Genomic DNA, 24,298 nt, shown 5'->3' with positions numbered 1-24,298 from the left:
ATGAACAAAAAGATCTTTTCTTCTTATCTTTCACTTTTGCTAATTCTTCCTTTTGTTGGTAACTGTGTAAGAAAGAATTCGCATGTTGCGGATTATTTCGAAAGATATTTTAAATATCAAGATTACATTCAAACTGAACTTAAAGACGATACTATTCGAGGGATCTTATATGGAAATCCGGAAGCGGATTCTGAGGAGAAGTTTTATAAGAAAGATGGATATCTTGCACTTTCTTTTCGATTAAGTGAGAGCGGCGATCGATTCAGAAAAGAATTATCCGATTCTCCTCTTTCTGTTTTTCCGGAAAGCCCGTATTCGATCTTTGTAAAGGCTGAGCCTGCGGAATTTTATACCAAGCCTATATACAAGATCACTCGAACAGTAGAAATGATCTCACCTGAAGTGAGTGTATACGATGTGTTTCCGATGATAGAAGAAACAATAGAACATCTTCGCAGGTCCGAACATAATCAAGTTTTAGAACATTCTTCTCTTCAAAAATTCTTATGTCATCAGTTCGATTGTGAGATTAAAAACGATCATGGAGAACTCTTTCTTACGTATACACTTTCGGAAAGAATGAGGGAACAATTTCCGATCGCGTACAAAAAATGGAATAAACGTTTAGGACAGGTTTCTTTTAGATTTCAGTTATTCCAACCAGGAGGTTTTACCAAGGGATGGGAATTCTATAATGAAGGAAAAAAAATTATATTAGGAATTCCGAATTCGCCTAAAGGATATTGGGCTTCTCCTAAGGCTTTGCATCTAAGAACGTATATGTTTATTAATGTTTTCGGATTAAAGGTCGATGTTCGAGGATTAGGATATACTCTTAAGTTCAGTCGTTCGGGAAACACGGACACTGTCGTGGGATACTACAATAAAATTCCGGAAACTACGATAGGCGGTAGATTTCTTTCCATTTTTCCTCCAGGTGCAGTGAACTTCTTTATTCCCGGAAATATGGATGAATATGCAGAAGGAAGTTTTAAACTTTTAGTGGAAGGATCCGACGGAAAGGGCGGGACACGATTCGAAAATAAAACCAAGCGTAATGGGAACAGAAGCAAGGTTTTGTTAACTACTCAGTCTGAAATATTTAGAGATCGTTTCCTTCCTTTCAAGTCGAGCGACGAAGATGATGAGCCTTCTTTTTTTACCGAGCTTGGAAAAAATATCGTATTAGATTTAAGAGGTAGATGATCCTCAAAACTTCAAGTATACTTGAAGTTCATAAAACCAATTTAGAAACTTTCTAAAACTGCTTGACTGGACCTCTTTCACAAATAATCCTAATCGGATTCGGTTAACGACCGAATAATATTTTTAGAACTGTGTTCGGAGGAATCATGGAATTAACCCTGTTTACCACCACGAACGGGCTTTATTACTTAGTTAAGTACATTCACTTTTTATCCGGGGTAACCTGGATCGGAATGTTGTACTATTTCAACTTTGTACAAGGTCCCTTCTTCAACGAAACCGATGCGGATACAAAAAAGAACGCAACTCAGAAATTAGTTCCACGCGCATTATGGTGGTTCCGTTGGGGCGCAATGTTTACCTTCTTATCCGGTATTGCGATGATCGCTATCGCACTTGGAGTTCAAGGTATTCCGCATAATTCCCAATGGGTCGTAGTAATTCTAGTGGGTGCGCTTTTTGGAACGGTTATGTGGGCGAACGTTTGGTTCGTAATCTGGCCGAATCAAAAAGTTGTGATCGCGAAAGCTAAAGGAGAAACCACTGTGGATCCTGCTCCTAACGCAAACCGCGCTTTCGTAGCTTCTAGAACTAACACTTTCTTCTCTATTCCAATGTTATTTGCGATGGGAGCGGCTCGTAACCTTCCTATTAATTATAGCCCGGACAAGTTGAGAGTTTTCCTCGGAATTATCGTACTTTTGATCGTGATTTTCGAAGTGAATGCTTTAAAAGCGGATCAAAACGGACCTACTGTTAAGCCGATCAAAACCGTAAAAGCTGTAATTACAAGCGGAGTGATTTTTGCTTTAGTTACTTACGTTCTGATGGAAGTTCTTTTAACTGCTTAAGGAATATTGAATGAATCCATTCCAAATCGATCGGAGTGGAAGCGAGAAGGGCGGTAATCACCGCCTTTCTTTTTTTAGCTTCCTACTCTTAGCTTTTTTATTATCTGTATTCTCTTTCTGTAAAGAATCCAAACCGCTTTCTCCGGAAGCAGAAGCTGGTAGAGGATTGTATATGGCAAACTGTATTGCCTGTCATAATGCAAACCCGAAACTCGATGGAGCCGTTGGTCCTTCTGTCGGAAATTCTTCTTATGAATTATTGGAAGCGAGAATGAGAGGAGAATATCCTCCAGGATACGTTCCTAAACGTCAGAGTACTGCAATGACCCGTTTTAATTTTGCGGAAGCTCAGATAAGATCTTTAGAAGAGTTTTTGAAACAGTAATAGATTTGGATTGGCGAGTGATCGATGATCTTCGCCGTTCCCTTCTTCTTAATTTCTTCCGATGGAGATCCGAACATTTCGGAGAATGTCGATGATCTGCTTATGGATCCTTCCATTGGAAGCTACTACTTCTGCCTGACCGGATAAGAAGTGTTTTCCTTGAAAGTCAGTGAGTTTTCCGCCTGCTTCCGTTAAGATCACGGAGCTTGCAACCGTATCCCAGAGTTTTACGCCCTTCTCCCATATACCGTCGAGCACACCTTCCGCAACCCAACATGTATCTAAAACAAAAGATCCTGTTCTTCTCATGGATCTACCGCAGCTGATAAATGCAGTGATGTCGGAGATAACCTCGTTCAAAATTTCCTTTCTATTTGTAGGAAAACTGGATACTAAAAGCGATCTTGCAAGCGCGTCCGTGTTAGAAACATCAATTCTGAGTCCGTTTTTGAATGCACCTTGGCTTAAAATTGCGGAATAACGTGTGTCCAACTCAGGTGCGAATACAACCCCTGCGACAGGAGTTTCTCTATGTTCTAAACCAACAGACACACAATAAAGAGGGATTCCTCTTACAAAGTTCATAGATCCGTCGATCGGATCCAGAACCCAACGGAAAGAATTGCTTCCTTCATGTTTGAAATAATCTTCTGAAATAATGGAGTCGTTTGGAAAGTTTTGTCGGATAAAATCGATCAGGAATTTTCCCATCAATTCATCCGCTTTATGAATGCGGTCTTTTTCTTCGGAGTCGCTTACGATCCCGAAAACTCGGATCTCTTTTTGGAGTTTACGAGCGGATTCCAGTATAAGCCCGGATACGGATTGGACTGATTTCACTCTCTTCTTCACTTCTTCAAGAGGGAAATCTATGGGAGGTGCTAAGGATTCCATGTTCGGGTCTTATGTCCTTTATACCCGTAAAATTTTCCAGGCCATGTTTCCCGAGGGGGAAATGATCCTCTCCGACTTATGAGATCGGAGCCAAGCGAAGAATGAATTTCGGGCAGATTCTTCTAAGGTCATGCTGCCTGGTCTTAACAAAAGATCAACTACTTGGTGAAACGAATTAAAATCCTTTGCGATCTTATCTAGGGAAGGATCCAAAAATCTGGCGGTCAGGGTTAGGTATTCCACCGCTAAAGGAGCGAATATTTTTCCGAGGGTCCAGTCTGTAGGAGTGATCCCCAAGGACTCATGGATAAAGCTTATCTGCTTCGAGTAGTCTACCTCATCAAAAATTTCAGAATAAGTATGCCTTACTCCTTCGAAAGTATCTCTGGAGATCTGAACCATGAAGTCCGACTCTTGGTACTTCTTAGCGGTAAAGTCAATCACTGCACCTTCTAACACAGTAAGAGAATCCAGAGGAATTACTCTGGAAGAAAAGTAAGCCCTTTTGGTGTAAACGGACATAGTTTTCCCTTGAGAAGCTTGGGCATAAATATCTTCCTTAGGTGCTCCACCGAGATGCATCACATGAAAGCTGGTAACGATTGCAAATGGAGGGAGTCGTTCTTTCCATACTTCCGGAGAATTTTCTCTGAATATTTCTCCTTCCGTATAAAACGGTTTGATCAGAAACAAACGATCAATATCTCTTTTTGGTCTGGGTTCCGGAAGAACGAGCGAATCTGCAACTAACTCCGGAGCAAGATGAAGAATAGATTTCAGAAAACTTTCTGCAGCGCTAAACTCTATTTCGAAAACGGAAGTAGAAGGTAGAATAAACTTTTCTTCGAATTCAACGAAGGAAGTATGAAGATTATCCACGTAAATGGAGTTTTCCTTATTCTTTCCATTCGAATGATTCTGTAAGAGCCTATTTAATTCTTTAACTTCATTCAGCTTCATTTTTTCGTTTTAGGCAGGATCCTCACCTCGTATGGTTTGAGTAGCTTGAAACCTGCAAGAGTCTTCTTACCGGAATGATTGATAAAAATTTCGTAGTCTTTGGACTTTCCCTTTCTAAAACTGCGCTCTACTGTTGGCCCGTAAAAAGTAAATGGGATGCCTGCCATTCTTAACGTTCTTCTGTACAATAGCATAAACGAGATCGGACTCAGACTCGCTCCAACGTATACGACAGATCCTTTTCCGAATCGATTACAAGTTATGACAGGTTTTCCTTTATAAAATTTCTTATTATCGGAATATCTTGCCCAAACTTTGGCCGTAGTAGGTTCCAGGATCTCACAAATTTTGGAGCAAGTTCCAGGTAAAACCCTGAATCGGAAGGTAACGTTTCGATTTCCTACTGCTTCAAACTTTCTCACGTTTACACCAGCCATTTCGGAGAATGGACCAGGCACCTGAGAGTCCAACATCCATGAATTTTTATCCTTCAAGCCTGCTCTATATCCTAAAACTAAAACACCTCCCTCTCTAACGAATTGCTCTAATTTTTTAACAATGAGATCATCTACCATTGCATAAAGGGGAAGGACCAAAACTTTGTATTTGGAAAAGTTGGTTTTGGAGATGGGTAAGAAGTGAGTATTTACATTTAGAATGTTGAGACCTGCAAACCAAGTTGCCATCTCGATATCATAGCCGACCTGCGCAAAAGGAACAGGACTATGTTTTAAACCGGAAGAAATAGGTTGGTGTTTGAAATTTCTTGCGTTCTCAATATCATGAAGAACGGCAATATCAGCATTAAAATGTTCAGAGACAAAGTCCTTCGCTTCCGGTAAGATCTCAGAGATACCTTTTTGCAATTCAAGGTATCTATCGGTCAGAGATTTATCGTGGTCTAAAATCCCATAGCAAAGTTGTTCTTGTCCGAATCTTGCAGTTCTATATCTGAAAAATACGATTTGCTCGGCTCCTTGTACGATTGCTTGCTTCATCCAAAGTTGTATCTGACCTGGAGCGGGAAGATAACCTAAAGTATCATGTCCTTGAAATCCTGAAATTTGTTCCATCACAGTAAACGGAAGATCTTTCAAACCACGATTGTATTGATGCATTGCAGAGATGAATGGATGAGGGAAAGGTTCTTCTTGGTCTCCCCAGGTTGGATAATTGTCCCATGATACGTAATCTAAATGAGTGAATAATTCGCTCATATCAATCACAGGAAGAAAAGGACTTGGATATAAATTCGTAGTGAGTTTTCTATTAGGAGAAAATTTTCTCACAATGTCCGACTGCAATTTTACAAAATCCACGATAGTATCCGAATGGAATCTGTAAAAGTCTTGGATCATAGAAGGATTAAAGCCGGCACTCACATGAGGACCTGGAAGTGGGATCTCATTCCAATCATTGAAGATCACTCCCCAAAAAATACTTCCCCAAGTATCGTTCAGGTTTTGGATCGTTTTGTATTTTGATTTCAGCCAAAGACGAAATGCCTTGAGAGAAGTTTCTGAATGATCAATATCTGATCCTTCATGACCGATCTCATTATCTATTTGCCAGCCGATTACGGCAGGATGATTTCCTAATGTTTGGGCCATCTTAGTCACGACCCGAACCACAGCTTTTTTATAATTCGGAGAAGAGAAACATGCCTGTCTTCTCGTTCCTATATTTCTTAGAACTCCATCTCTCACTTGGAGAACGTCAGGATATTTTTTCGCAAGCCAAGGAGGAAATGTGGCGGTTGGAGTTCCCAGGATCACATCCATTTTATGTTTATGAAAGAGATCCAACATCTTCTTCCAAAAAGAAAAATCGAATAACCCTTCTTTAGGTTCGACTAGGGCCCAAGAAAACTCTGCGAGACGGACTCTAGTTAGTCCCATATTCTTCATGATCCGAATATCTTCTTCCCAATCTTTGGGAGTCCATTGTTCAGGATAATAATCAGCTCCGAAAATCATTCGGTCCTCGCATGTTAAAAAGGTAGAGACGATGATTCTCTTGAGGGAAGATCTTTCCAGAAAGAAAACCGGGAATTCCTATTGAAATTCGGAAAAAATACTGTCTTTTCGATACGATTCAGGGAGAATAGATTAGAACCTCGTCCTAGAAGGTCGGGAATCCAAACATTGCATGGAAAATCACGACATATACCATTATGGGATTCTTCCCGACGTTCATTTCCGTTTTTCCTCAGCCGAAATTTCCTACGCAGTAACAGCAGCGTCTAACTTACACGGTTTCGACGATGCGGGGACAGAGCTTCTGGCAAGGACAATGCTTGCTGCATTCTTCTTAGCGGATCTAGTAAAAGAAGACACAAAAGTAAGCGTTCAAATTCGCTTTTACGACGACACAGAGATACATTCGGTTCTAGCCTATAGTACTCGTGATGGAAAATTAAAGGCGACACTAAGACACCGTCCGGAAGAAGATATCGAATCCGGACAGATCTCCGAGGAAAATTTAGGGATCTTAAAAGTATTCCGTTGGAAAGACGGAGAATGTATCTATCAATCTATCGTTCCTTTTAGGAACCAAAGTTTCGAAGCAAACATTGAAAACTATCTGAGAGACTCGGAGCAGGTTCCTTCCTTTTTAGTAGCTTATATTAAATTGGAAGGTTTGCACTGGAGGATCAAAGGTCTATTCTTACAGGCATTGCCGGAAGCAAGACAGGAACATATAGATGCAGTAAGAGAATTAGCGGGAAAACTTGAAGAAGAAAAATCCAAAGTTTACGAAGGAACTGTTTCGCAAGCATTAGAAATTCTGCAATCATCTTGGAATACAAAATTCGAGATCTTAGAAACGGGAAGACCTGAATACAGATGCGATTGTTCCGAAGAGAAGATCAAGGAACTCATTCAAAATTTAGGAAAAGAAGAAGCAATGGATATCGCAGAAGAGCAAGGACAGATCGAAGTCACCTGCGAATTCTGTAATTCTATTTATAGATTTCCAAAGGCACAGGTCTTAGAGTTATTTTAGAAAGTAGAATGTCAGGACGGTTTGAAAATCTTACCTTAGATTCTATCGATATTCCTGTCTCGAAACTTGCAGGGATTGTCGCGGCTGTCTGGAAAGAGGGAAAATTTCCCCTACTTCTTCTTTCCGGAAAAATGGGCTCAGGCAAAACCACATTCGTTTCTAAACTTGTGAAGGCTTTGTTGGATCATTTGAAACCTGGATTGGATAAATCCAATCTATTTGTAAATTCTCCTACTTATACTTTGATGAATGAGTATTCTTTTCCAGGAATCCAAAACCAATCGGGAGATCCATTAGAGATCTTTCATTTTGATCTATATCGGATCGGTTCTTCGGAAGAAGTTTCTGACTTGGGTTTTGAAGAATATTGGAACGGCAAAGGGATTTCTCTGATAGAATGGTGGGAAAAAGCGGAACCTGAATTTAAAGAGAGAAAATTCCGTGTTAAAATTAATATGGAAGAAGCTGACGAAGATACTAGAAATCTGCAGATCCAATTTTTAGGAGAAGAATGGAGAAGGCCCGATCTACAGATTGAATCTTTCCTGAAGTCGGAGAAAATCCTATGACAAAAATATTATTCTTCGATGCTACCAACTCTTGGATCTTAGTGGGATGTTATCTTAAAACGGATGACGGCAATCTGGAAAAACTTTCCGAGTACAGAGAATTACATAATAGAGAATCTTCTCTCTTGCTCATTAAAGAAATTTCCAATTGTTTGAAGGTATCCGATTGGGAAAAACCTGATATAATAGTGACTGCAACCGGTCCCGGGTCTTTTACTGGGATCAGGATCTCCGTGGCTACTGCACGGAACTTTTCACAGATCTGGAATATTCCGGTTTTGGGAATTGATAGTTTAGAATTGTACACCTGCCAGTATTATGCGGAATCCGAATCTCCCGTCTGTGTAGGAATTGAAGCGAAACAAGGGAAAATCTATTTCGGTCTAAGAGACTCCAGAGGATATTGGGGCACCTTGGACATTGCTCCGGATATGATTCCGGAAACCATCCCGGAAGATAGGATAGGCTCTTATCTTACAGGAATTAAGTTCAGCGACTCTCCCGAATTTTTTGCGGGAACAAATATGAAAGAAAGTCTTCCTTCACCGGAAGCGAGTTTATTGGAGAAGTCTAGCGAGATCAAAAAGGCATTATCTAAGCCGGAAGATCATTCGTATTTGCAATTGGTTCCGAATTATCTAAGAGGAACTTACGCTGACGACAAGCCTAAGGTATATTATACATGACACAAAAAAAGAAATTAGTTAAACAAATACAAACAAAGAAAAAAACAAAAACCAAAGAGAATATTGAAAAGGATAAACGATCCATTCCAAAAGAATCGAAAGATAATGATTTAAGAAAAAAACTCAGGGAAGCAAAGGAGAAGGTTTCTAAAAGGAAAAAAGATCATAAGTCTTCTCGCTCTTCAGAACTCGAAGTTTTTCCGGTGGAGAAAAAAGTAAAAACTCCAGCGCCGCCTCCACTCCCTTCTTCGCATAAAAAAGAAAAAGAATTTAAGGCTCCGAAATTTAAGAAAGAATTTAAACCGGAATCTCATGTTCCGGCATCAAAGCCCAAATTTTACGATAAAAAATTCGGAAGCCATGATTGGGAAAGAGAGAATGAGCCGGGCAGAAAACTTCTAAAATTTTTCCGTTCTAAAGCAGGAAAGGTCCTATCTATGCAAGAGATATACTCTAAGTTCATAGCACATGCGGGGCAGAAAAAAGGTTTTAGAAGAGAAAAATGGGAAGCCCAAGAACAAAAACGTTCTGCAGAGGAAATTTTGATCTTTTTCGAGAAAGAAGGTCTGATAGAGATCCAGAAAAAGAATATCATTGTTCGCCCTAACCAAACCTTAAGTGGAACCATATCCTTAAGTAAAAAAGGAGACGGCTTCGTAAAGCTGACTACCGGAACCGAAGTATTTGTTCCCGGTCAATACACTTCTTCTGCAATCCAGGGAGACCTCGTGGAAATTCTTCCCACAGGTATCGGCCGCAAAGGAAAATTAGAAGGCGAAGTTGTCTCAATTCTGCGTAGAGGCCGTGAACTTTATAGAATGAAGGTCACTGAGAAAGATTATAAATTTATAATCGGGACTTTCTTAGATATGGAAGGAGATCTGAAAGAAGGGTTCCTTCCACGTAAAACATTACTCCAAGATCTACAAGATGAGATCAATATTGGCGATGTTTTGATCGTAACCTTGAAACACGATTCTGATCACGAAAAAAATCTATACGAAGCACACTTTGTCCGTTTCGAGTCGGATACTAAAGAAGACACGGATCTGATGAGAATGCTGATGAAGTACAATTATACAATCCTCTATCCTGAGGAAATAAAATTGGAAGAACTTCCCGACGAAGTAGACGAATCCACAGTGAACAATTGGAACTCTAGAGTGGATTTGAGGCAGCTCAAATCTATCACAATAGATGGAGAATATTCCAAGGACTTTGACGATGCGATTTCCTTCATAGATGAGGGTAAGAAGATCAGGTTTTACGTTCATATTGCAGATGTTTCTCATTATGTACAACCAGGCTCTGCTCTGGACGTGGAGGCCTATTCTAGAGCAACTTCCGTGTATTTGGGAAGTAGAGTGGTTCCTATGCTTCCACCTGAACTTTCCGAAAATCTTTGTAGTCTTGTGGCTAAAAAGAACCGACTCGCATTCACAGTGGAGATGGAAGCAGATTGGAGCGGAACTATCTTCCATGCAAAATTTTATAAATCCATAATCCGCGTAGAGGAAAGATATACTTACAATCGGGCAGAAGAAGAGATTAAATCCGGAGATCCGAAGAATTGGATCTTTCAGATGATGAAATTTGCGGACATTCTTAGAAAGAGAAGATTGAACTCTGGAAGAGTCGATCTGAATCTGAAAGAGACCAAGGTGGTTACCGACTCAGAACACAATGTAATTGAGATCAAACCTGTGGATAGACTGCAGGCTCATATCTTGATCGAAGAATTTATGCTCTCCGCAAACATCAAAGTCGCCGAATATATTCGCAAAAAAGAAAGACCTACTCTCTATCGTGTTCATGAACCGATGGATGTAGAAAAACTGGAAATGTTAAATTCCTTTCTAAGATTGAACGGGGTCAAAGCGCAATTGCAGGATATAACTTACGAATCCATTCGCAATGTCTTGCAAGTGATAGAAGGAAGTCCCGCCGAACGTCTCTTTAATATTTCTCTTTTGAGAAGTTTTATGCAGGCTTATTATTCAGGCGAATATCTGGGACATTGGGGATTGGGTTTCAAAGATTATTGTCATTTCACTTCTCCCATTCGTCGATATCCCGATTTGGTCTGTCATAGAGTTTTAGAAAGTATTCTACTCTCCGATCAGGAACCTTATTCCGAAGAGGATATTAAAGTAATGGGTCTTCACACTTCTCATGAAGAGAGGAAGGCGACGGATTCTGAAAGGGATTATTATAAACTGAAGGCCTGTAGGTTTTTGGAAAAAACAGGGATCAAGGAATTCTCTGCAACTCTTGTAGGATTTAAAGCAGCGGTTGCATTTGTAGAATTGAACAATCCTCCGGTGGAAGCGATCATTCCTGCAATAGAATTTACTGACGAAGGTGAGCTGCAAGCAGAGACGGATTTCACATTCTATTCTAAAAAATATACCAAACAATATTCGTTAGGTGAAACCTTTCCTGTTGAATTAGATAGAATTGATTTTGAAGAAATCAAAATTTACGTGAAGATGAAAAAATTCCAAAAGAAAGGATAGACAAAGTCGAACATATTCCAGAACATTCGTTACGGCAAACTTTGTTTTTTCGAACAAGGTTTAGGAGTTAGAATTGGAATCGTTTCTGGATGAGAAAGTTTCTCGTAATCGCTTTCTAAAGTTTTTGTTCAAAACGGCGGCCATCTCGGCTATCCTAGTTCCTCAAGCTTCCTGCAAACCTGGATCTATTCCAAAGTTGAATGGATTGAGTGATTCTGAATATCTCGCTTTCAAATCATTGGAAGAAGTCTTCCTTGTAGGAAATCCAATCCAAGGATTCGATTTAGGAGTGGCCGCGGATAAGTACATCTATGGTCATCCGTATCCGATCGATACTGAATCCGTTTTGAAATTATTGGCATTCTTGCCGGGCTCTTCTCTTGTTTCTCTTGCTTTGGATTTTTCCTTCACCTCTATGGTGGGACTTTCCAAAGAAGATAGAGAGAAACGACTTCTTTCCTGGAAAAACTCTTCCTTATCTTTGAAAAGAGGCGCTTATAACATCATGCGCCAGTTGTCCTTCTTCTTAGTTTCTATGGAAAGAGATTATAACGAACTAGTGGGATATAGAGGTTAAGAACTATGGGAGCGATTCCTGAAGCAAATTATAAGATCATTACTCCGGAAAAACATGAATCTTTGATCAAAGAAAACGGGATCAAAGACGGAGTTTGGAAATTACAAGCAGAAGCGGTCATCATCGGTTCGGGAGCGGGAGGGGCAGTTGTTGCTGCCACTCTAGCTAAAGCAGGATGGAAAGTTGTCCTGATCGAAGAAGGCGGATATTTCACTCCTGCAAAATTCACCGGGGATGAATTCCTTTCTCAAGCAAGATTATATAGAGATGCGGGATTTATCATTGCTGAAGAGCAGACTCTTTCCATCTTACAAGGTAGAACCGTCGGAGGTTCTACTACCATAAACTGGCAAACTTCTCTTTATCCTCCTGATTATGTGACCAACGAATGGGATTCCCGTTTCGGTTGGAAAGGATACGGAAGACAGGAAATGGACGCTTATATTTCAGAAGTCCACGAGAGAATTGGAGTCCACGAAGTTCCTCAAAACTTGATCAACTCGAACAATAACACCTTAATGAAAGGTGGGAAAGCTTTAGGTCTACACCCTGAAGTATTAAAGAATAATAATAGAGGATGTATAGGACTTGGTCGTTGCGGTTTGGGTTGTCCTATTAATGCAAAACAATCGGCATTCTTAACTTGGATACCTGACGCAATCGAAGCAGGTGCTATTGTAATCTCGAATATGAGAGCGCAATACATCCAGGATGGAGATATTAAAACTGTAGTTGCCGAATTTACTCCTGATCCTTATGAAAAAGCGCCAAACAATGTTTTGGAAAAAGTATTGATCGACGCTCCAGTTGTTATAGTAAGTGCAGGTGCGATAGAAGGTCCTGCATTACTGCAAAGATCCGGACTAGGAAACGATTGGGTGGGAAGAAATTTAAAAGTCCATCCTACAAGTACAAACTTTGCTATCTTTGATGAGACGATTAACATGTTCTCCGGACCTCCCCAATCTGCAGTGATCAAAGACGGCCATAACCAGGACAATACTGGTTATGGCTATTGGTTAGAAGTAGCTCCATTCCGTCCTACCTTAGCAAGTTCTCTTATTCCTTTTTATGGACAGAGACAATTCGATGCTATGAAAAAGTATCCGAATATGAGTGCTGGGATTGTGCTTGTTCGCGACGGAGCAGACGGAGAAGCAAATGCTTCCGTGAAATGGTCTTTAGGAAGAAGAAAAGTTTATTTCGAGATCACTCCTACTGACGGTAAAAATCTACTCAAAGGTTTGAAAGCTCTCGCAGAAGTGCAAGTTGCTGCAGGTGCAAAGGCGATCATATTCCCATTCCCTGATGTAGAAGAACCGATCGCAGTAGATAAAAATTCCAAGTTTGACTGGATCTTAGACAAGAGTATCGAGCCTGGAAAGATCGCAATCGGTTCCGCTCACCCTCATGGTTCTATTCAAGCTGCTCAGTCACCCGACCTAGGTGCGGTGGATATGGACTTCCAACTCTATGGTCATAAGAATATTTTCGTAATGGATGCTTCTGTATATCCTACAGGATTATCCGTAAATCCTCAAATTACGACAATGAGCGTGAATCTGAGAGCCGCAAGAGCCTTAGCTCAAAGAAAGGCAGAGGTTTTAGGAAATAAATAATTCCTTATGAAAGGCGAGAATTCCACTTTATTCGTGGCGTTCTCTTCCAAAATTGGATAAATGCCTTCCTTCTTTTGTAGTATTCGGAGGGAAAATGTAGGTCTTACTAGTATGGCTAGGGGCTTCTTTTCCTTACTGATTTGCTTTAGTATATTCTTCTTTTCCAATTCTGTCTTCGCAGATATGAAAGAAGGTAAAAAAGCTTATTCTAGAAAAGACTACACGGAGGCTCTCAAACAATTCCAAAAGTATAATGATGGAAACCCTTCTTCCGGCGAGGCCTGGATGTACATGGGTTATATCTATGAGAGTAGAAAAGATTATACTAAATCCATCCAAGCATTCAAAAAAGCGGTCAGTTTAAATCTTCCGAAAAAGGATCTGGTTAACTCTCTTACAAAGATCATCTTGTACCATAATTATCAAAGAGATTACGGAGAAGTGATCTCTTATTCCAATCGGTTACTAAAGATCGATCCGGATCTTTCTCATATTCAAAAGATCAGAGCTGCCGCAGAAGAGAGATATTCTTCCGGTGGACCTCGCAAACCTGTTTATCATGAAGAAGAACCTGAACAGGAAAGTGTTTCCAGTCTAGAAAAAAAATTAAAACAGGATCCTAATAATAAAGAGATCCTTTGGAGACTTGCATTAGCTTATTATAATGAAAAAGAATTTGCTAAGTCTGAATTCATTCTTTCCGGATTAGTGAAAGGAGAACCGGAGAATGTTGAGTACGGCTATAAGTACGGGGCTTTGCTTGTTCGACTCGGAAATTATGACGATGCTCTTGTAGTTCTGAATCGCATAGAGCCTAAAATCCCTTCTGAAAGGGAAAAATTATTATATTATACGCATCTGACCCAGGCGGCCGCTTATCATAAAAAGAAAAATTTCGAAGAAGCGACTAAGTATTATCGAAAGGCGCATGCAAATAAACATACAGTCCTTCCTTTGATCGGTCTGACCAAAATTAAATGGCAGCAAAAGGATTGTGATAACGCGATCAAAACCGCCGAAAAAGCTCTCGAATACGGAGAAAAAACCAGAGAGATCCGAATGTATATCGGCCTCTGCAAGATACAGATCGGCAAAAAAGAAGAAGGTTACGATCTTTTGAAGGAGATCGGTGCTGCTATCGAAAAAGAAAATCCGGAGCTGAAAGATCTTCCCGATGTCTATTACGATGGTATCTTAAAACTCGCCAGATATTATACAAATAACGGAAATTATGAAAAAGCTCTCAAATATTTCCATGCTGTCCAACCGGACGAAGAAGAAATCAGAGAATATAATTTTTATTTAGGTAAAACCTATCTATATACCGGTTCTGTTGATAAAGCGATCAATCATTTGGAAAAGGTAGAAGATTCTGCGGGAGCCTACTATCTATTAGCAAAATGTTACTCAGAGAAAAATGACCAAGAAAGGACAATGTCCTATATTAAAAAATCTGGAAGTATCAAATCTTCTTATTGGGCATCTGCGGAAAAAGATAAAGCATTCAAGAAGTTCAAATCCGACGAAGGTTTTAAAACATTTTTAGAAACCAGAGCTGGAACCAGAGATCGTAAAAAATCGGAAGACGATAAAGAAGACGACGATTCCCAAGATAGGGACTGATCGTTTATTTTCTTTTAGAAAGCATGGTTTCCAAATCCACTTGGCCGGGAGCCTTTGGTTCTCCCAAACAACAATAAGTAAATTGGGATCCTATCTTTTCAGGAAAGATCCTAAATTCTTTTCCTGATTCTCCCATTAAAATTCCACAGAATCCGATCGGAATATTCTGTTTTGCACATAGCTTAGCAAGTTTAAGAGCAGAATGTTGAAATTCTTCCGATTCTTGCCCATTCTTTGGAAGCGCTGCAATTTTAAAAATCCTTTGAAAAGGAAGTCCCGACTTAACAGTTGCTAAAACTTCTTCTGTGACTGGTCTTAAGTAAAAGAGTAATTCTTCGTAATCTAGGATTCCTGAAAAACTATGAACAGATCGAATGATCCCGAAACGATCCTCGTCTATTCCATTAAAGACCGGATTATCTTTATCCAATTCTAGATCTATATAATGTTTTCCTGATTCTAATCCGGAGAGTAAAGGAGCAACACCCTCTCTATTCCAAATTCCTAAACTTTTCAAGCTGGAATCTTCCGGTTGTCTATAGGTGAATACGCAAGATGCATTTAGATCTTTTATTTTTTGTAAGATCTTTTCCGGAGCATCTTTGTCGGAACGAAATTGGTCCAAACGGATCTCCAAAAAATCGGCCTTAGGAAGAGTTTTTAATCCAAAAAACTCCTCTTCATTCAATGTAAGAATGATCCATATTTTTTGAGAATCGTTCCGGCTCATTGGAGATCAGAGTCCTTTTTGCAATAGATCGTGGATAGAAACGATTCCGAGTAAGACTCCATCTTTCGAAACAATCGGAGCTACTGAGATCGGTTTTTCTCTTCTTTCCATAGATTGTAAAACATCATAAGCCATGATCCCACTTTCGAATACGGTAGGTTTAGAGTTCATCAAATCTTTAGCTTTAATAGATTTATCTAATTTTCCGTCATTTAATAATTTTCTAATATCATAATCTGTTACGAATCCGATTAGTTTCCCGCTCGCGTCTGCAACTCCAGTTGCACCCACGAGTTTCTTTGTGATCTCGGAAAGAACTTCTTCTAAACTTGCGTCGGAACTTACTTTTGCAAGTTTATCTCCTTTTCTCATCACATCGTCCACTTTCAGGGATAATCTTTTTCCGAGTCTCCCTGCAGGATGATATAATGCAAAATCTTCTTTTTGAAAATTTCTAAGTTCCATTAATGCCATTGCAATCGCATCTCCTAACATCAATGCGATTGTTGTGCTAGAAGTTGGTGCAAGTTCGAGGGGACATGCTTCTTTTAATACTGGGGTTAAAACTACGATATCGCAGTCCAAAGCCAATCTGGACCCAGGGTTTGCAGTTAAACCTACCAATTTGGCTCCAATACTTTTTATGGTCGGAAGAAGGTTGAGTAATTCTTCACTTTCTCCGCTCTTACCGATTGCGATAACCACATCGCCCTGTGCTAAAATTCCGGCGTCACCGTGGGCCGCATCAGATGGATGCAGAAAATAGGAAGGAGTTCCTGTGGAAGATAAAGTGGACGCGATCTTTTTACCTACGTCTCCGGATTTTCCGACTCCGGTTACGATTACTTTTCCTTTAGATTGGAAGATCAGATCGACTGCTTTTTCTACATTTGGATCTAGATTTTCTCTAAAATGAAGGATTGCTTCGATTTCAGTATCCAAAGCTTTTTTAACTTTATCTAATGTATTTCCCACTTTTAATTCTCCTCGTCTGTTTCTAGTAATTCCGAATCCAATTCCAAGGATACTGTAGTATCCATTCCGGAAAGGGAAACAAGAATAGACGATTTACTTCCTTTTCGGATTACTCTAGCCCTTATGTCTTTAAAAGGTCCGTTTTTGATCAGTACCTTTTTACCGGGAGCCAGCATCTTTTCCCTTTCGATCTTAATTCTATCGGGATACTCGGTCACGAGTTGGCGGATCGCATCAATATCTTCCTCATCTATTATGAGAGGAATTTCCCCAATCGAAACGAACTTTACTACTCCCGAAGTTTCCAAAACTTTTAATTTTTCCGTTCTTATATCAATTTTTACGAATACATAAGAAGGAAAAACAGGGATCAGAACCGTTTTGACCCGATCAGACCATTGTTTTTTGGTCGAGATAATCGGCAAGTATTGGGTTATTCCCTTTTTAGAAAGTTCTAGTGCTAACTTCTTCTCCGCCCTAGAATTGGTATAAACTGCATACCATGATTTGGAAGATTCACTCATCAGATTCAATGCGAAAGGATACTGGAATAATTATTATATTCCCTTCCGGTAGTTGAAATTTCCAGCTAGAAACTGACCTTCTGAACTGTGTTTCGAAAACCTTATATTTGCAAGGTTTGATAGTAGTTACTTTTCTGGCCGTTCCGTTAGACCCTATCACCACTTCCCAAGAACAATCGGATTCTAATCTTTGTTCCAAAGCTTCCGGAGGAAAATGGATCTCGTTTTTAAATCTTTCAATCTCAGCTTCCGGAGTTCCTGCCAGGCCTGAATCAGAAGAAGTATCAGGTCCTTCTCCAGAACTTTTAGGAAGTGAAAAATGTACACTTGGGATCTGTCCCTTGGTAAGGCTGAGTTTGATCTGTTCTGAAAAATTTTCAGGATTTAAATTTCGGACCAAATAATAAGATAGAAAGAGCACTGCATGAATTGAAAGAGAAATGAAAAATGAAGTTCTGGATCCCATTGGATTGATACGATTTTACAAGTATAATAAATATTGAATTTTTCTTGAATCGAATTTTCGGACCTATGAAACTCTGCCCGATGCAATCTTTCGATTCTGTTCATGGTTCTACGATCGAGATCATTTCGATTTTGGTAACCTGCTCTTTTGTAGGTTGGATCACAAACTATATAGCGGTGCAGATGATCTTCTATCCTACTAAGTATAGAGGGTGGGGAATTTTAGGTTGGCAGGGTATCATTCCGAGACATTCCCAAAAAATGGCAGGACTCATTTCGAATGTAATGATGGAAAGACTGATCCGTCCTTACGATCTATATAAAAAGATCGATCCAGTCCAAATTTCGGATCTGATCCGAGATAGGATCGGAGAGAAATCTTCCTCTATAGTCAAAGACATATTTTTCGCAGACAACCCTGTGATCTGGAAGATGGTTCCGGAAGAAGCAAAACAAATTTTAGAAAAAGAGATCAGAGAAGATATTCCAAAGAAGATAGAGGAGATTTATACTTCTTTCGGCAAAAACCTGGAAGGTATATTAGGGATCGGTGATTTAATTAAAGAATCTCTTTCAGGAGAAAATGCAAATATTCTTTCTGAAATTTTTAAAAGATGTGGAGGACCAGAGTTTAGATTTATTATTCGTTCCGGGATCTATTTCGGATTTTTGATCGGCTGCGTCCAGATTATGTTCATCGCATATTTGAATCAATGGTGGACTATGCCCCTCATGGGAATTTTCGTAGGTTATATCACTAATTGGCTAGCGATCCTTATGATCTTCTCTCCTTTGAGACCTAAGAACTTTATATTTTTTAAATACCAAGGTCTTTTCTTAAAAAGGCAGATAGATGTTTCCAGAGAATTTGCATCTGTTGTAGCGGGCAAAATTTTAGATCCGGAAAGTTTGATCGGCGTGATCTTCAAAGGGAAAGGGGGAGATTTGATTATTACGGAACTTCTTTCCAAATCCAAAGAACTTATGGATGAGAAGTTAAAGAAAAAAATTCCCTATGCTTCTTTGATCTTAGGTTCTAAAAAACTGGAAGAGTTAAAGGAGAAGATCGCAAATTCCATTTTGGAATTAGTGCCTGAAACTGCTGACAAAATGAAAGATTATATTGAAGAGCGATTAGAGATAGAGAAATTGGTCTTCGAGAATTTGAGTATACTACCCCCGGAAGAATTCGAACATCTATTACATTCGGTCTTTAAGGAAGATGAAGCCACCTTAATCAGCTTAGGTGCAATCCTTGGAGGTATCGCTGGCTGTATCCAAGCATATCTTGTTTTTATAAAGTAAGGAACGCGGTCGGTTTGTTAGACGGACCCTTCTATAAAAATAATCCGAAAGTATTACTGTTTAAGCTTTTTTTTACGAATGAACGGTCTTTTACATTTCGATATATAAAATCAAGAAGCGATTCTTCTAAATTCGCTATACCAAACTTGGCTCCAAAAAATTACTGAGAATATGAGAAAGAACCTACCGGTTACAGGTCGAGAAATTCAATTCGCTGAATCGGCGGTAATTATTTCCAGAACCGATTCAAAAGGAAGGATCACTTACGTTTCCCAAGATTTTGCGAATGTAAGCGGTTTTTCAGAAGAAGAGATGCTGGGCCAACCTCATAATATAGTCCGTCATCCTGATATACCTCCCATAGTTTACGAAGATCTTTGGAACACAATTCAATCCGGACATCCATGGAATGCGATCGTTAAAAATCGCGCTAAGAATGGAGATCACTATTGGGTGGACGCCACTGTCACTCCCGTTCTTGAGAATGGAGTGATCACCGGTTATATGTCTGTTCGCAAGAAGACGAATAGACAACAAATCGAAAAGGCGGAAAAACTTTTTGCAAGACTGAATGGAGAATCTAAACTTTTTAGGACATTCCTTTCTTTCATAAATTCAATCCGAGTGAAATTCGGATATCTTGCTCTTGTAAGTTTTACATTCGCTTGTATATTTATACCTTCTTCTTACTTAGGTTTGAAATTATTTGTAACCGACCCGGTTGCTTCTACTGTAACCTTCCTTGCGGTGGTTTTTGGATTTTCTCTTTGTTTGAGAACTATTTATAAACTTAAAAAGAAAATGTCTGAAACTTTAGAGATCGTGGGCAAGGTAGTGAATGGAAATCTTGCTTCTGAATTTCCAAGGAAAGAGGGAATAGAAGACGCAGACAGAATTTATTCTAATTTCAGATGTATGACCATCAGTCTTTGGGGACTTCTTGTCCAAATGAAAGAGAACTACCAAAGAAACTTAAAACTGTATGAAGAATTATTCCAGTCAGTAGGTTCTTTCGAAAGAGTTTCTCAAAAACAAGCACACGCGGTTCAAGAAACGGCGGCAGCTTCCCATGAACTTTCTAAAACGATTGATGAGATTGTATTAACTATTAGCGAGCAGACAAGAAGCTTATCCAATGTAAATGATAGCATCGGTTCTATCGATATGTCCTTGGGAAAAACTTCTGAATCGATGCAGAACTTGGAGTCTCAGGCGGGGAATGTAGCGAATAAAGCTGATCAAGCAAAACAGATCTTTAATGAAGCAATTCAATCGATGGAACAGATACGTTCTTATTCCAATGAGATCAATAAGATCGTGGGTATTATAACTAGTATTTCTGAAAGAACAAACATGCTTGCATTAAATGCTTCGATTGAATCAGCAAGAGCAGGAGAAGCAGGAAAAGGATTTTCGGTGGTTGCAGATGAGATCTCTAAACTTGCTGAACAAACCAAGTCGAGTATCAAAGATATCACTTATCTTGTAAAAAGTACATCCAACTCGGTGGAAGAAGGTGCTCAGAAAGTAGGACAGTCGGTAGACGTATTCGAAAATCTTCAAAACTATATTGAAGAAGTCCATAATTCTGCATCTAAAGTAAAAAGTCTTTTGTTAGAACAATCCAAAAGACTCGGAGAAATACGCAGTAGTTCCGATCAGGTTTTGGTATTAGGAAAGATGATGGCCGGAACTTCAGAACAACAAAAACTTTCTGCTGAAGAAATTTCGGACTCTATGAGCGCAATTTCTAAATCCGCAGAAGATATAGCCGCTACTTCTGAAAATATCAGACATTCAGTGAAAGATACTCTGGAACATTCTCAAAAATTTGGCGGAATTTTAAGCCATTTTAAAACAGATTAAATCGCAAAAAAGCCGATATTGATTCTAGAATGGAGAATCGTTTCCTAAGGCTTGCGCTCTTACTCGCGATCATAGTGACTCTTCTTTCCTATTGGAATCATGGTTGGGTTTCTTATCTAAAAGACTTCGTGGTTTTTATCCATGAAGCAGGACATGCGATTGCAACTTTGATCTCCGGCGGTTCCGTGCAAATGATAGAACTGAACGGGGACGAAGCAGGACAAACTGTTGCATCTCCTACATCAGGTAAAAGTCCTTTTATTTTCGTAGTTTCCGCAGGTTATTTGGGGTCTTGTTTAGTCGGAGGATTTTTGATTAACAGAGGATTCAAAGGAAGCCTGGTTCGCCCCACTTTGTTACTTTTGGGAGGGGCAGTTTTATTACTCACTTTAAAGTACACTTCTTCCGGAGGGCTTGCTCAGAGGACTGGATTACTTTGGGGGATTTTTCTTTTGGTCTCTTCTTTTCTTCCATTCGGTTGGGATCGATTGATCACTGTGTTTTTAGGGACCAGTGTAAGTTTATACAGTCTGTACGATCTTTTGGATTTTACGGAGAATGTTCAAAATACTGATGCAGGTATCTTAGCATATTGGGCTACTGGAACTTCTCCTGTCGGAGCCGTTCCGAAATCGGTTTTGTTCTTGGGATATTTGATTGCTCTGCTCTGGTCCTTTTTTAGCGTATCCATCATATTCTTTTCATTGAAACGAGCGGTAGCTCCTCGTCCGGTTCCGGTTGAGGCTCCAGGGTTTGATGAAGGGCCGGTGCTAGGTTTAGACAATCCATTTCCCGGAGAAGTAACTCCGGAAGTATTGGAATGGTTTTTAAGCAGAGGTTTGGATCTGAACGGTAAACCTCTTCCTCCGGAATTTATGGATATCGAGAGAATTGATGGCTAATAGAGTGCTAGTGACCGGCGGAGCCGGATTTATCGGATCTCATTTATGCGAAAGATTGATACAAGAAGGTAACGAAGTTATCTGTGTGGATAACTTTCATACAGGAAGAAAGAAGAATGTCGAAAAACTTCTCTCCAATCCTCGCTTCGAACTAATACGTCATGATATCACTGAGCCGATCAGACTCGAAGTAGATCAGATCTACAACTTTGCATGTCCTGCAAGCCCAATTCACTATCAGTCCAACGCAATTAAAACAATTAAGACCAATGTACTCGGTACAATGAATATGTTGGGTCTTGCTAAAAGAGTAAAGGCGAGGATCTTACAAGCTTCTACCAGCGAAGTTTATGGAAACCCGATCGAGCATCCTCAAAAGGAAACTTATTGGGGAAATGTAAATCCGATCGGTATCAGAAGTTGCTACGATGAAGGAAAGAGGGTCGCTGAAACTCTTTGTTTCGATTATCACAGAAATCATAAAGTGGACATAAGAGTAATCCGTATCTTTAATACTTACGGACCTCGTATGCTTCCTGACGACGGCAGAGTTGTAAGTAATTTTGTGGTCCAAGCACTTGCAGGAAAAGATATCACAGTTTACGGAGATGGTTCTCAAACCAGGTCCTTTTGTTATGTGGATGATCTTGTGGATGGTATCATCAGAATGATGAACACCCAGGACTTCAACGGTCCTGTTAACTTGGGGAATGACGGAGAGTTTACGGTTACAGAATTAGCGGAGTTAGTTTTAAAAGAGACCGGCTCTTCTTCCAAGATCATTTATAAAACTCTTCCTCAAGACGATCCTGCCCGCAGAAAGCCGGATCTGACTTTAGCTAGACAAAAACTGGGTTATGAACCTAAGGTTCCTTTATTAGAAGGAATCAGGAAAACGGTCGATTATTTCAAAAATCACTTGGATTAATCGTTCGCCGAGAAAATCTGGACCTACTTTTCCCCTATAAGGGAATTTAACCGAAAAATTGAGTTTCGAGTAGGCTGTATGAATATCGGAGTTTTAAAAGAAGCTAAGGAAGAAACTAGAGTAGCGGTAACGCCGGACGTAGTAGACGCTTTAAAAAAAATCGGTGCTTCTGTTATCATCGAGAAAGGCGCCGGAGAAGGTTCTTATTTCTCCGACGAAGATTATAAAAAAGCCGGAGCGACGATTCAATCTCGCGCGGATATCCTAAAAAAATCCGATCTAGTTGTGAGTATTCACTTAGCGGATGGTGCAAGCTTATCTAAGATCAAAAAAGGAGCTTTCTACTTAGGAATGTTTCAGCCTGCAGTTAATCCTCAGGTAATCAAAAAGCTTGCAGCTCAAAAAGTTACAGTATTGAGCTTAGATGCGATTGCTCGTATCACTCGTGCTCAGTCAATGGACGTTCTTTCATCTCAAGCAACCGTTGCCGGATACAAAGCTGTTCTTATAGCCTCTAATCATTTGACTAGATTCTTCCCAATGTTGACTACCGCTGCTGGTACAATTACTCCCGCTTCCGTACTCATCATCGGTGCAGGTGTTGCCGGATTACAAGCAATTGCAAGTTCCAGAAGGTTAGGCGCAGTAGTAGATGTGTTCGATACTCGTCCTGAAGTAAAAGAGCAAGTTCAATCTCTTGGCGCTAAATTCGTTGAGGTAGAAGGTGCAACTCACTCCGCAGCTGCGGGTGGTTACGCTGTAGAACAAACTGAAGACTACAAAAAACGCCAACAAGAAGCGATCGAAAAGTTCGCAGCTAAAGCGGACGTAATCATCACTACAGCTTTGATCCCAGGAAGAAAAGCTCCTATCATCATCACTAAAAAGATCGTGGATAGAATGAAAGCCGGATCCGTAGTAGTGGACCTTGCTTCTCCAAACGGAGGAAACTGCGAGTACACTCAACACGGTAAGGTTGTCTTAACTAAAAACGGAGTTTCCATAGTTGGTCACCAAAACTTGGCAGGTTCTCTTCCTTCCGACGCTTCCAGAATGTTCGCTAAGAACGTATTAAATTATCTGAAACTATTGGTTAAAGAGAAGAAGATCAACTTTGATTTAAACGACGAAGTCATTGCTTCTACAACGATCACTCACGAAGGAGAGATCCGTCACAAACTTACTTTGGATGCCTTAGGTGGTTCCAAACAAGAAGGGAAGAAGCCAGCGGCCAAGAAAAAGGCCTAAACTTCCGAAGCAGGTTCCTATCAACCACCCTCCGAGCACATCGGAGGGAAAATGGTGAAGAGATAATAATCTTCCGATCCCCGCCAAAAGACTCAGCACCAAAAACCATTCCGGAAAACCGAACAAAAACACTAAGATCAATGCTGCTGTCATCGAGTTAGATGCATGAGCAGAAGGGAAAGAATGTTTCATGTCAGGGTTTTGATCCACTTTTCCAGCGACAGTAACTAACGGTCTCTTACGCGCGATTAATTTCTTTAATACTAAAACAAAACGATCATTTGCATAGGCAACGATCCCCGCATAAGGAATTACAATCCACCAAGGATAAGGAAGAATTCCCTTCCATGCAGCATATGCAAGATAAGGAAGAATAAGAACTAACATCATCTCTCCACGATTGATCCTGGAGAGAGTTCGGTTCAGAGTCTGAGAATGGATTTTTTCGCGAATAAACATCGCG

The 24,298-nt window shown here is 39.9% G+C and carries 23 protein-coding genes; 15 read left to right on the top strand and 8 right to left on the bottom strand.

Going from position 1 to position 24,298, the window contains the following annotated elements:
• The 3 genes from CH352_RS08520 (at position 1) to CH352_RS08510 (ending at position 2,442) form a co-directional block, all read left to right on the top strand.
• Positions 1-1,206: an LIC10025 family lipoprotein gene (locus CH352_RS08520; protein ID WP_100704881.1), complete on the top strand. Its 1,206-nt coding sequence runs from the start codon at positions 1-3 to the stop codon at positions 1,204-1,206.
• A 146-nt stretch (positions 1,207-1,352) separates the two neighbouring features.
• Positions 1,353-2,057, top strand: a complete 705-nt coding sequence (locus tag CH352_RS08515) for a urate hydroxylase PuuD (protein WP_165780124.1) — start codon at positions 1,353-1,355, stop codon at positions 2,055-2,057.
• 10 nt (positions 2,058-2,067) lie between these two features.
• A complete protein-coding gene (locus CH352_RS08510; RefSeq protein ID WP_100704879.1) occupies positions 2,068-2,442 on the top strand; it encodes a c-type cytochrome in 375 nt (124 codons plus the stop codon).
• Positions 2,443-2,490: 48 nt separating this feature from the next.
• On the opposite strand, the gene CH352_RS08505 is transcribed toward CH352_RS08510, so the two are convergent.
• From CH352_RS08505 to CH352_RS08495, 3 genes are read right to left on the bottom strand one after another with little or no spacing between them, the layout of a single operon-like run.
• Positions 2,491-3,336: an inositol monophosphatase family protein gene (locus tag CH352_RS08505; protein ID WP_100704878.1), complete on the bottom strand. Its 846-nt coding sequence runs from the start codon at positions 3,334-3,336 to the stop codon at positions 2,491-2,493.
• Positions 3,337-3,354: 18 nt separating this feature from the next.
• On the bottom strand, positions 3,355-4,296 hold the full coding sequence (locus tag CH352_RS08500; RefSeq protein WP_100704877.1) for an LIC_10030 family protein: 942 nt from the start codon (positions 4,294-4,296) through the stop codon (positions 3,355-3,357).
• On the bottom strand, positions 4,293-6,272 hold the full coding sequence (locus CH352_RS08495) for a beta-galactosidase (protein ID WP_100704876.1): 1,980 nt from the start codon (positions 6,270-6,272) through the stop codon (positions 4,293-4,295). The genes CH352_RS08500 and CH352_RS08495 overlap by 4 nt, the downstream gene beginning before the upstream one ends.
• A gap of 172 nt (positions 6,273-6,444) precedes the next feature.
• Here CH352_RS08495 and CH352_RS08490 point away from each other — a divergent pair, with 172 nt between their 5' ends.
• From CH352_RS08490 to CH352_RS08460, 7 genes are all read left to right on the top strand, one after another.
• Complete coding sequence (locus CH352_RS08490; RefSeq protein WP_100704875.1) at positions 6,445-7,302, top strand: Hsp33 family molecular chaperone HslO; 858 nt, start codon at positions 6,445-6,447, stop codon at positions 7,300-7,302.
• An 8-nt stretch (positions 7,303-7,310) separates the two neighbouring features.
• Positions 7,311-7,871 (top strand): tRNA (adenosine(37)-N6)-threonylcarbamoyltransferase complex ATPase subunit type 1 TsaE, encoded by a 561-nt coding sequence (gene tsaE / locus CH352_RS08485; protein ID WP_100704874.1) that lies wholly within the window; start codon positions 7,311-7,313, stop codon positions 7,869-7,871.
• Positions 7,868-8,557: a tRNA (adenosine(37)-N6)-threonylcarbamoyltransferase complex dimerization subunit type 1 TsaB gene (gene tsaB, locus CH352_RS08480; RefSeq protein WP_100704873.1), complete on the top strand. Its 690-nt coding sequence runs from the start codon at positions 7,868-7,870 to the stop codon at positions 8,555-8,557. The genes tsaE and tsaB overlap by 4 nt, the downstream gene beginning before the upstream one ends.
• Entirely contained in the window at positions 8,554-11,073 is a 2,520-nt protein-coding gene (locus CH352_RS08475) for a ribonuclease R family protein (RefSeq protein WP_100704872.1), read from the top strand. Before tsaB ends, CH352_RS08475 begins: the two co-directional genes overlap by 4 nt.
• Positions 11,074-11,146: 73 nt before the next feature.
• The gene (locus CH352_RS08470) at positions 11,147-11,650 is read left to right on the top strand and encodes a hypothetical protein (RefSeq protein WP_100704871.1); all 504 of its coding nucleotides are present in this window, start codon (positions 11,147-11,149) and stop codon (positions 11,648-11,650) included.
• Between the two features lie 5 nt (positions 11,651-11,655).
• Entirely contained in the window at positions 11,656-13,269 is a 1,614-nt protein-coding gene (locus CH352_RS08465; protein ID WP_100704870.1) for a GMC family oxidoreductase, read from the top strand.
• Between the two features lie 111 nt (positions 13,270-13,380).
• Positions 13,381-14,892, top strand: a complete 1,512-nt coding sequence (locus tag CH352_RS08460) for a tetratricopeptide repeat protein (RefSeq protein WP_100704869.1) — start codon at positions 13,381-13,383, stop codon at positions 14,890-14,892.
• 4 nt (positions 14,893-14,896) lie between these two features.
• Here CH352_RS08460 and CH352_RS08455 read toward each other — a convergent pair whose 3' ends face one another.
• The 4 genes from CH352_RS08455 to CH352_RS08440 are packed head-to-tail and all read right to left on the bottom strand — an operon-like array spanning position 14,897 to position 17,587.
• Positions 14,897-15,622, bottom strand: a complete 726-nt coding sequence (locus tag CH352_RS08455; protein ID WP_100704868.1) for a type I 3-dehydroquinate dehydratase — start codon at positions 15,620-15,622, stop codon at positions 14,897-14,899.
• 6 nt (positions 15,623-15,628) lie between these two features.
• The gene (locus CH352_RS08450) at positions 15,629-16,597 is read right to left on the bottom strand and encodes a KpsF/GutQ family sugar-phosphate isomerase (RefSeq protein ID WP_100704867.1); all 969 of its coding nucleotides are present in this window, start codon (positions 16,595-16,597) and stop codon (positions 15,629-15,631) included.
• Between the two features lie 2 nt (positions 16,598-16,599).
• Positions 16,600-17,121, bottom strand: a complete 522-nt coding sequence (locus tag CH352_RS08445; protein WP_207766622.1) for a UpxY family transcription antiterminator — start codon at positions 17,119-17,121, stop codon at positions 16,600-16,602.
• Positions 17,114-17,587, bottom strand: a complete 474-nt coding sequence (locus CH352_RS08440; RefSeq protein WP_100704865.1) for an LIC_10042 family TonB-like protein — start codon at positions 17,585-17,587, stop codon at positions 17,114-17,116. The genes CH352_RS08445 and CH352_RS08440 overlap by 8 nt, the downstream gene beginning before the upstream one ends.
• Positions 17,588-17,652: 65 nt before the next feature.
• On the opposite strand from CH352_RS08440, the gene CH352_RS08435 reads away from it, so the two are divergent.
• The 5 genes from CH352_RS08435 to CH352_RS08415 all read left to right on the top strand — a co-directional run bounded on the left by CH352_RS08435 (position 17,653) and on the right by CH352_RS08415 (position 23,835).
• Positions 17,653-18,891 carry a DUF445 domain-containing protein gene (locus CH352_RS08435; RefSeq protein WP_243396181.1) on the top strand — a complete coding sequence of 413 codons (1,239 nt, stop codon included), beginning with the start codon at positions 17,653-17,655 and terminating at the stop codon, positions 18,889-18,891.
• A 171-nt stretch (positions 18,892-19,062) separates the two neighbouring features.
• Positions 19,063-20,757, top strand: coding sequence for a methyl-accepting chemotaxis protein (locus tag CH352_RS08430; RefSeq protein ID WP_100704864.1), 1,695 nt, complete (start codon positions 19,063-19,065; stop codon positions 20,755-20,757).
• A 29-nt stretch (positions 20,758-20,786) separates the two neighbouring features.
• Positions 20,787-21,659: a M50 family metallopeptidase gene (locus CH352_RS08425; RefSeq protein ID WP_100704863.1), complete on the top strand. Its 873-nt coding sequence runs from the start codon at positions 20,787-20,789 to the stop codon at positions 21,657-21,659.
• Entirely contained in the window at positions 21,652-22,587 is a 936-nt protein-coding gene (locus tag CH352_RS08420; protein WP_423789675.1) for a UDP-glucuronic acid decarboxylase family protein, read from the top strand. Before CH352_RS08425 ends, CH352_RS08420 begins: the two co-directional genes overlap by 8 nt.
• Positions 22,588-22,665: 78 nt before the next feature.
• Entirely contained in the window at positions 22,666-23,835 is a 1,170-nt protein-coding gene (locus CH352_RS08415; RefSeq protein WP_100704861.1) for a Re/Si-specific NAD(P)(+) transhydrogenase subunit alpha, read from the top strand.
• Here CH352_RS08415 and CH352_RS08410 read toward each other — a convergent pair.
• Positions 23,782-24,294: a phosphatase PAP2 family protein gene (locus tag CH352_RS08410; protein ID WP_165780138.1), complete on the bottom strand. Its 513-nt coding sequence runs from the start codon at positions 24,292-24,294 to the stop codon at positions 23,782-23,784. The two genes, CH352_RS08415 and CH352_RS08410, sit on opposite strands and share 54 nt — an antisense overlap.
• Positions 24,295-24,298: the final 4 nt, after the last annotated feature.

It is taken from the genome of Leptospira hartskeerlii (genome assembly GCF_002811475.1).
In the GTDB taxonomy this organism is placed as follows: domain Bacteria; phylum Spirochaetota; class Leptospiria; order Leptospirales; family Leptospiraceae; genus Leptospira_B; species Leptospira_B hartskeerlii.
The sequence above is the reverse complement of the archived record's forward strand: the minus strand, read 5'-3'. Positions and strand labels throughout refer to the sequence as shown.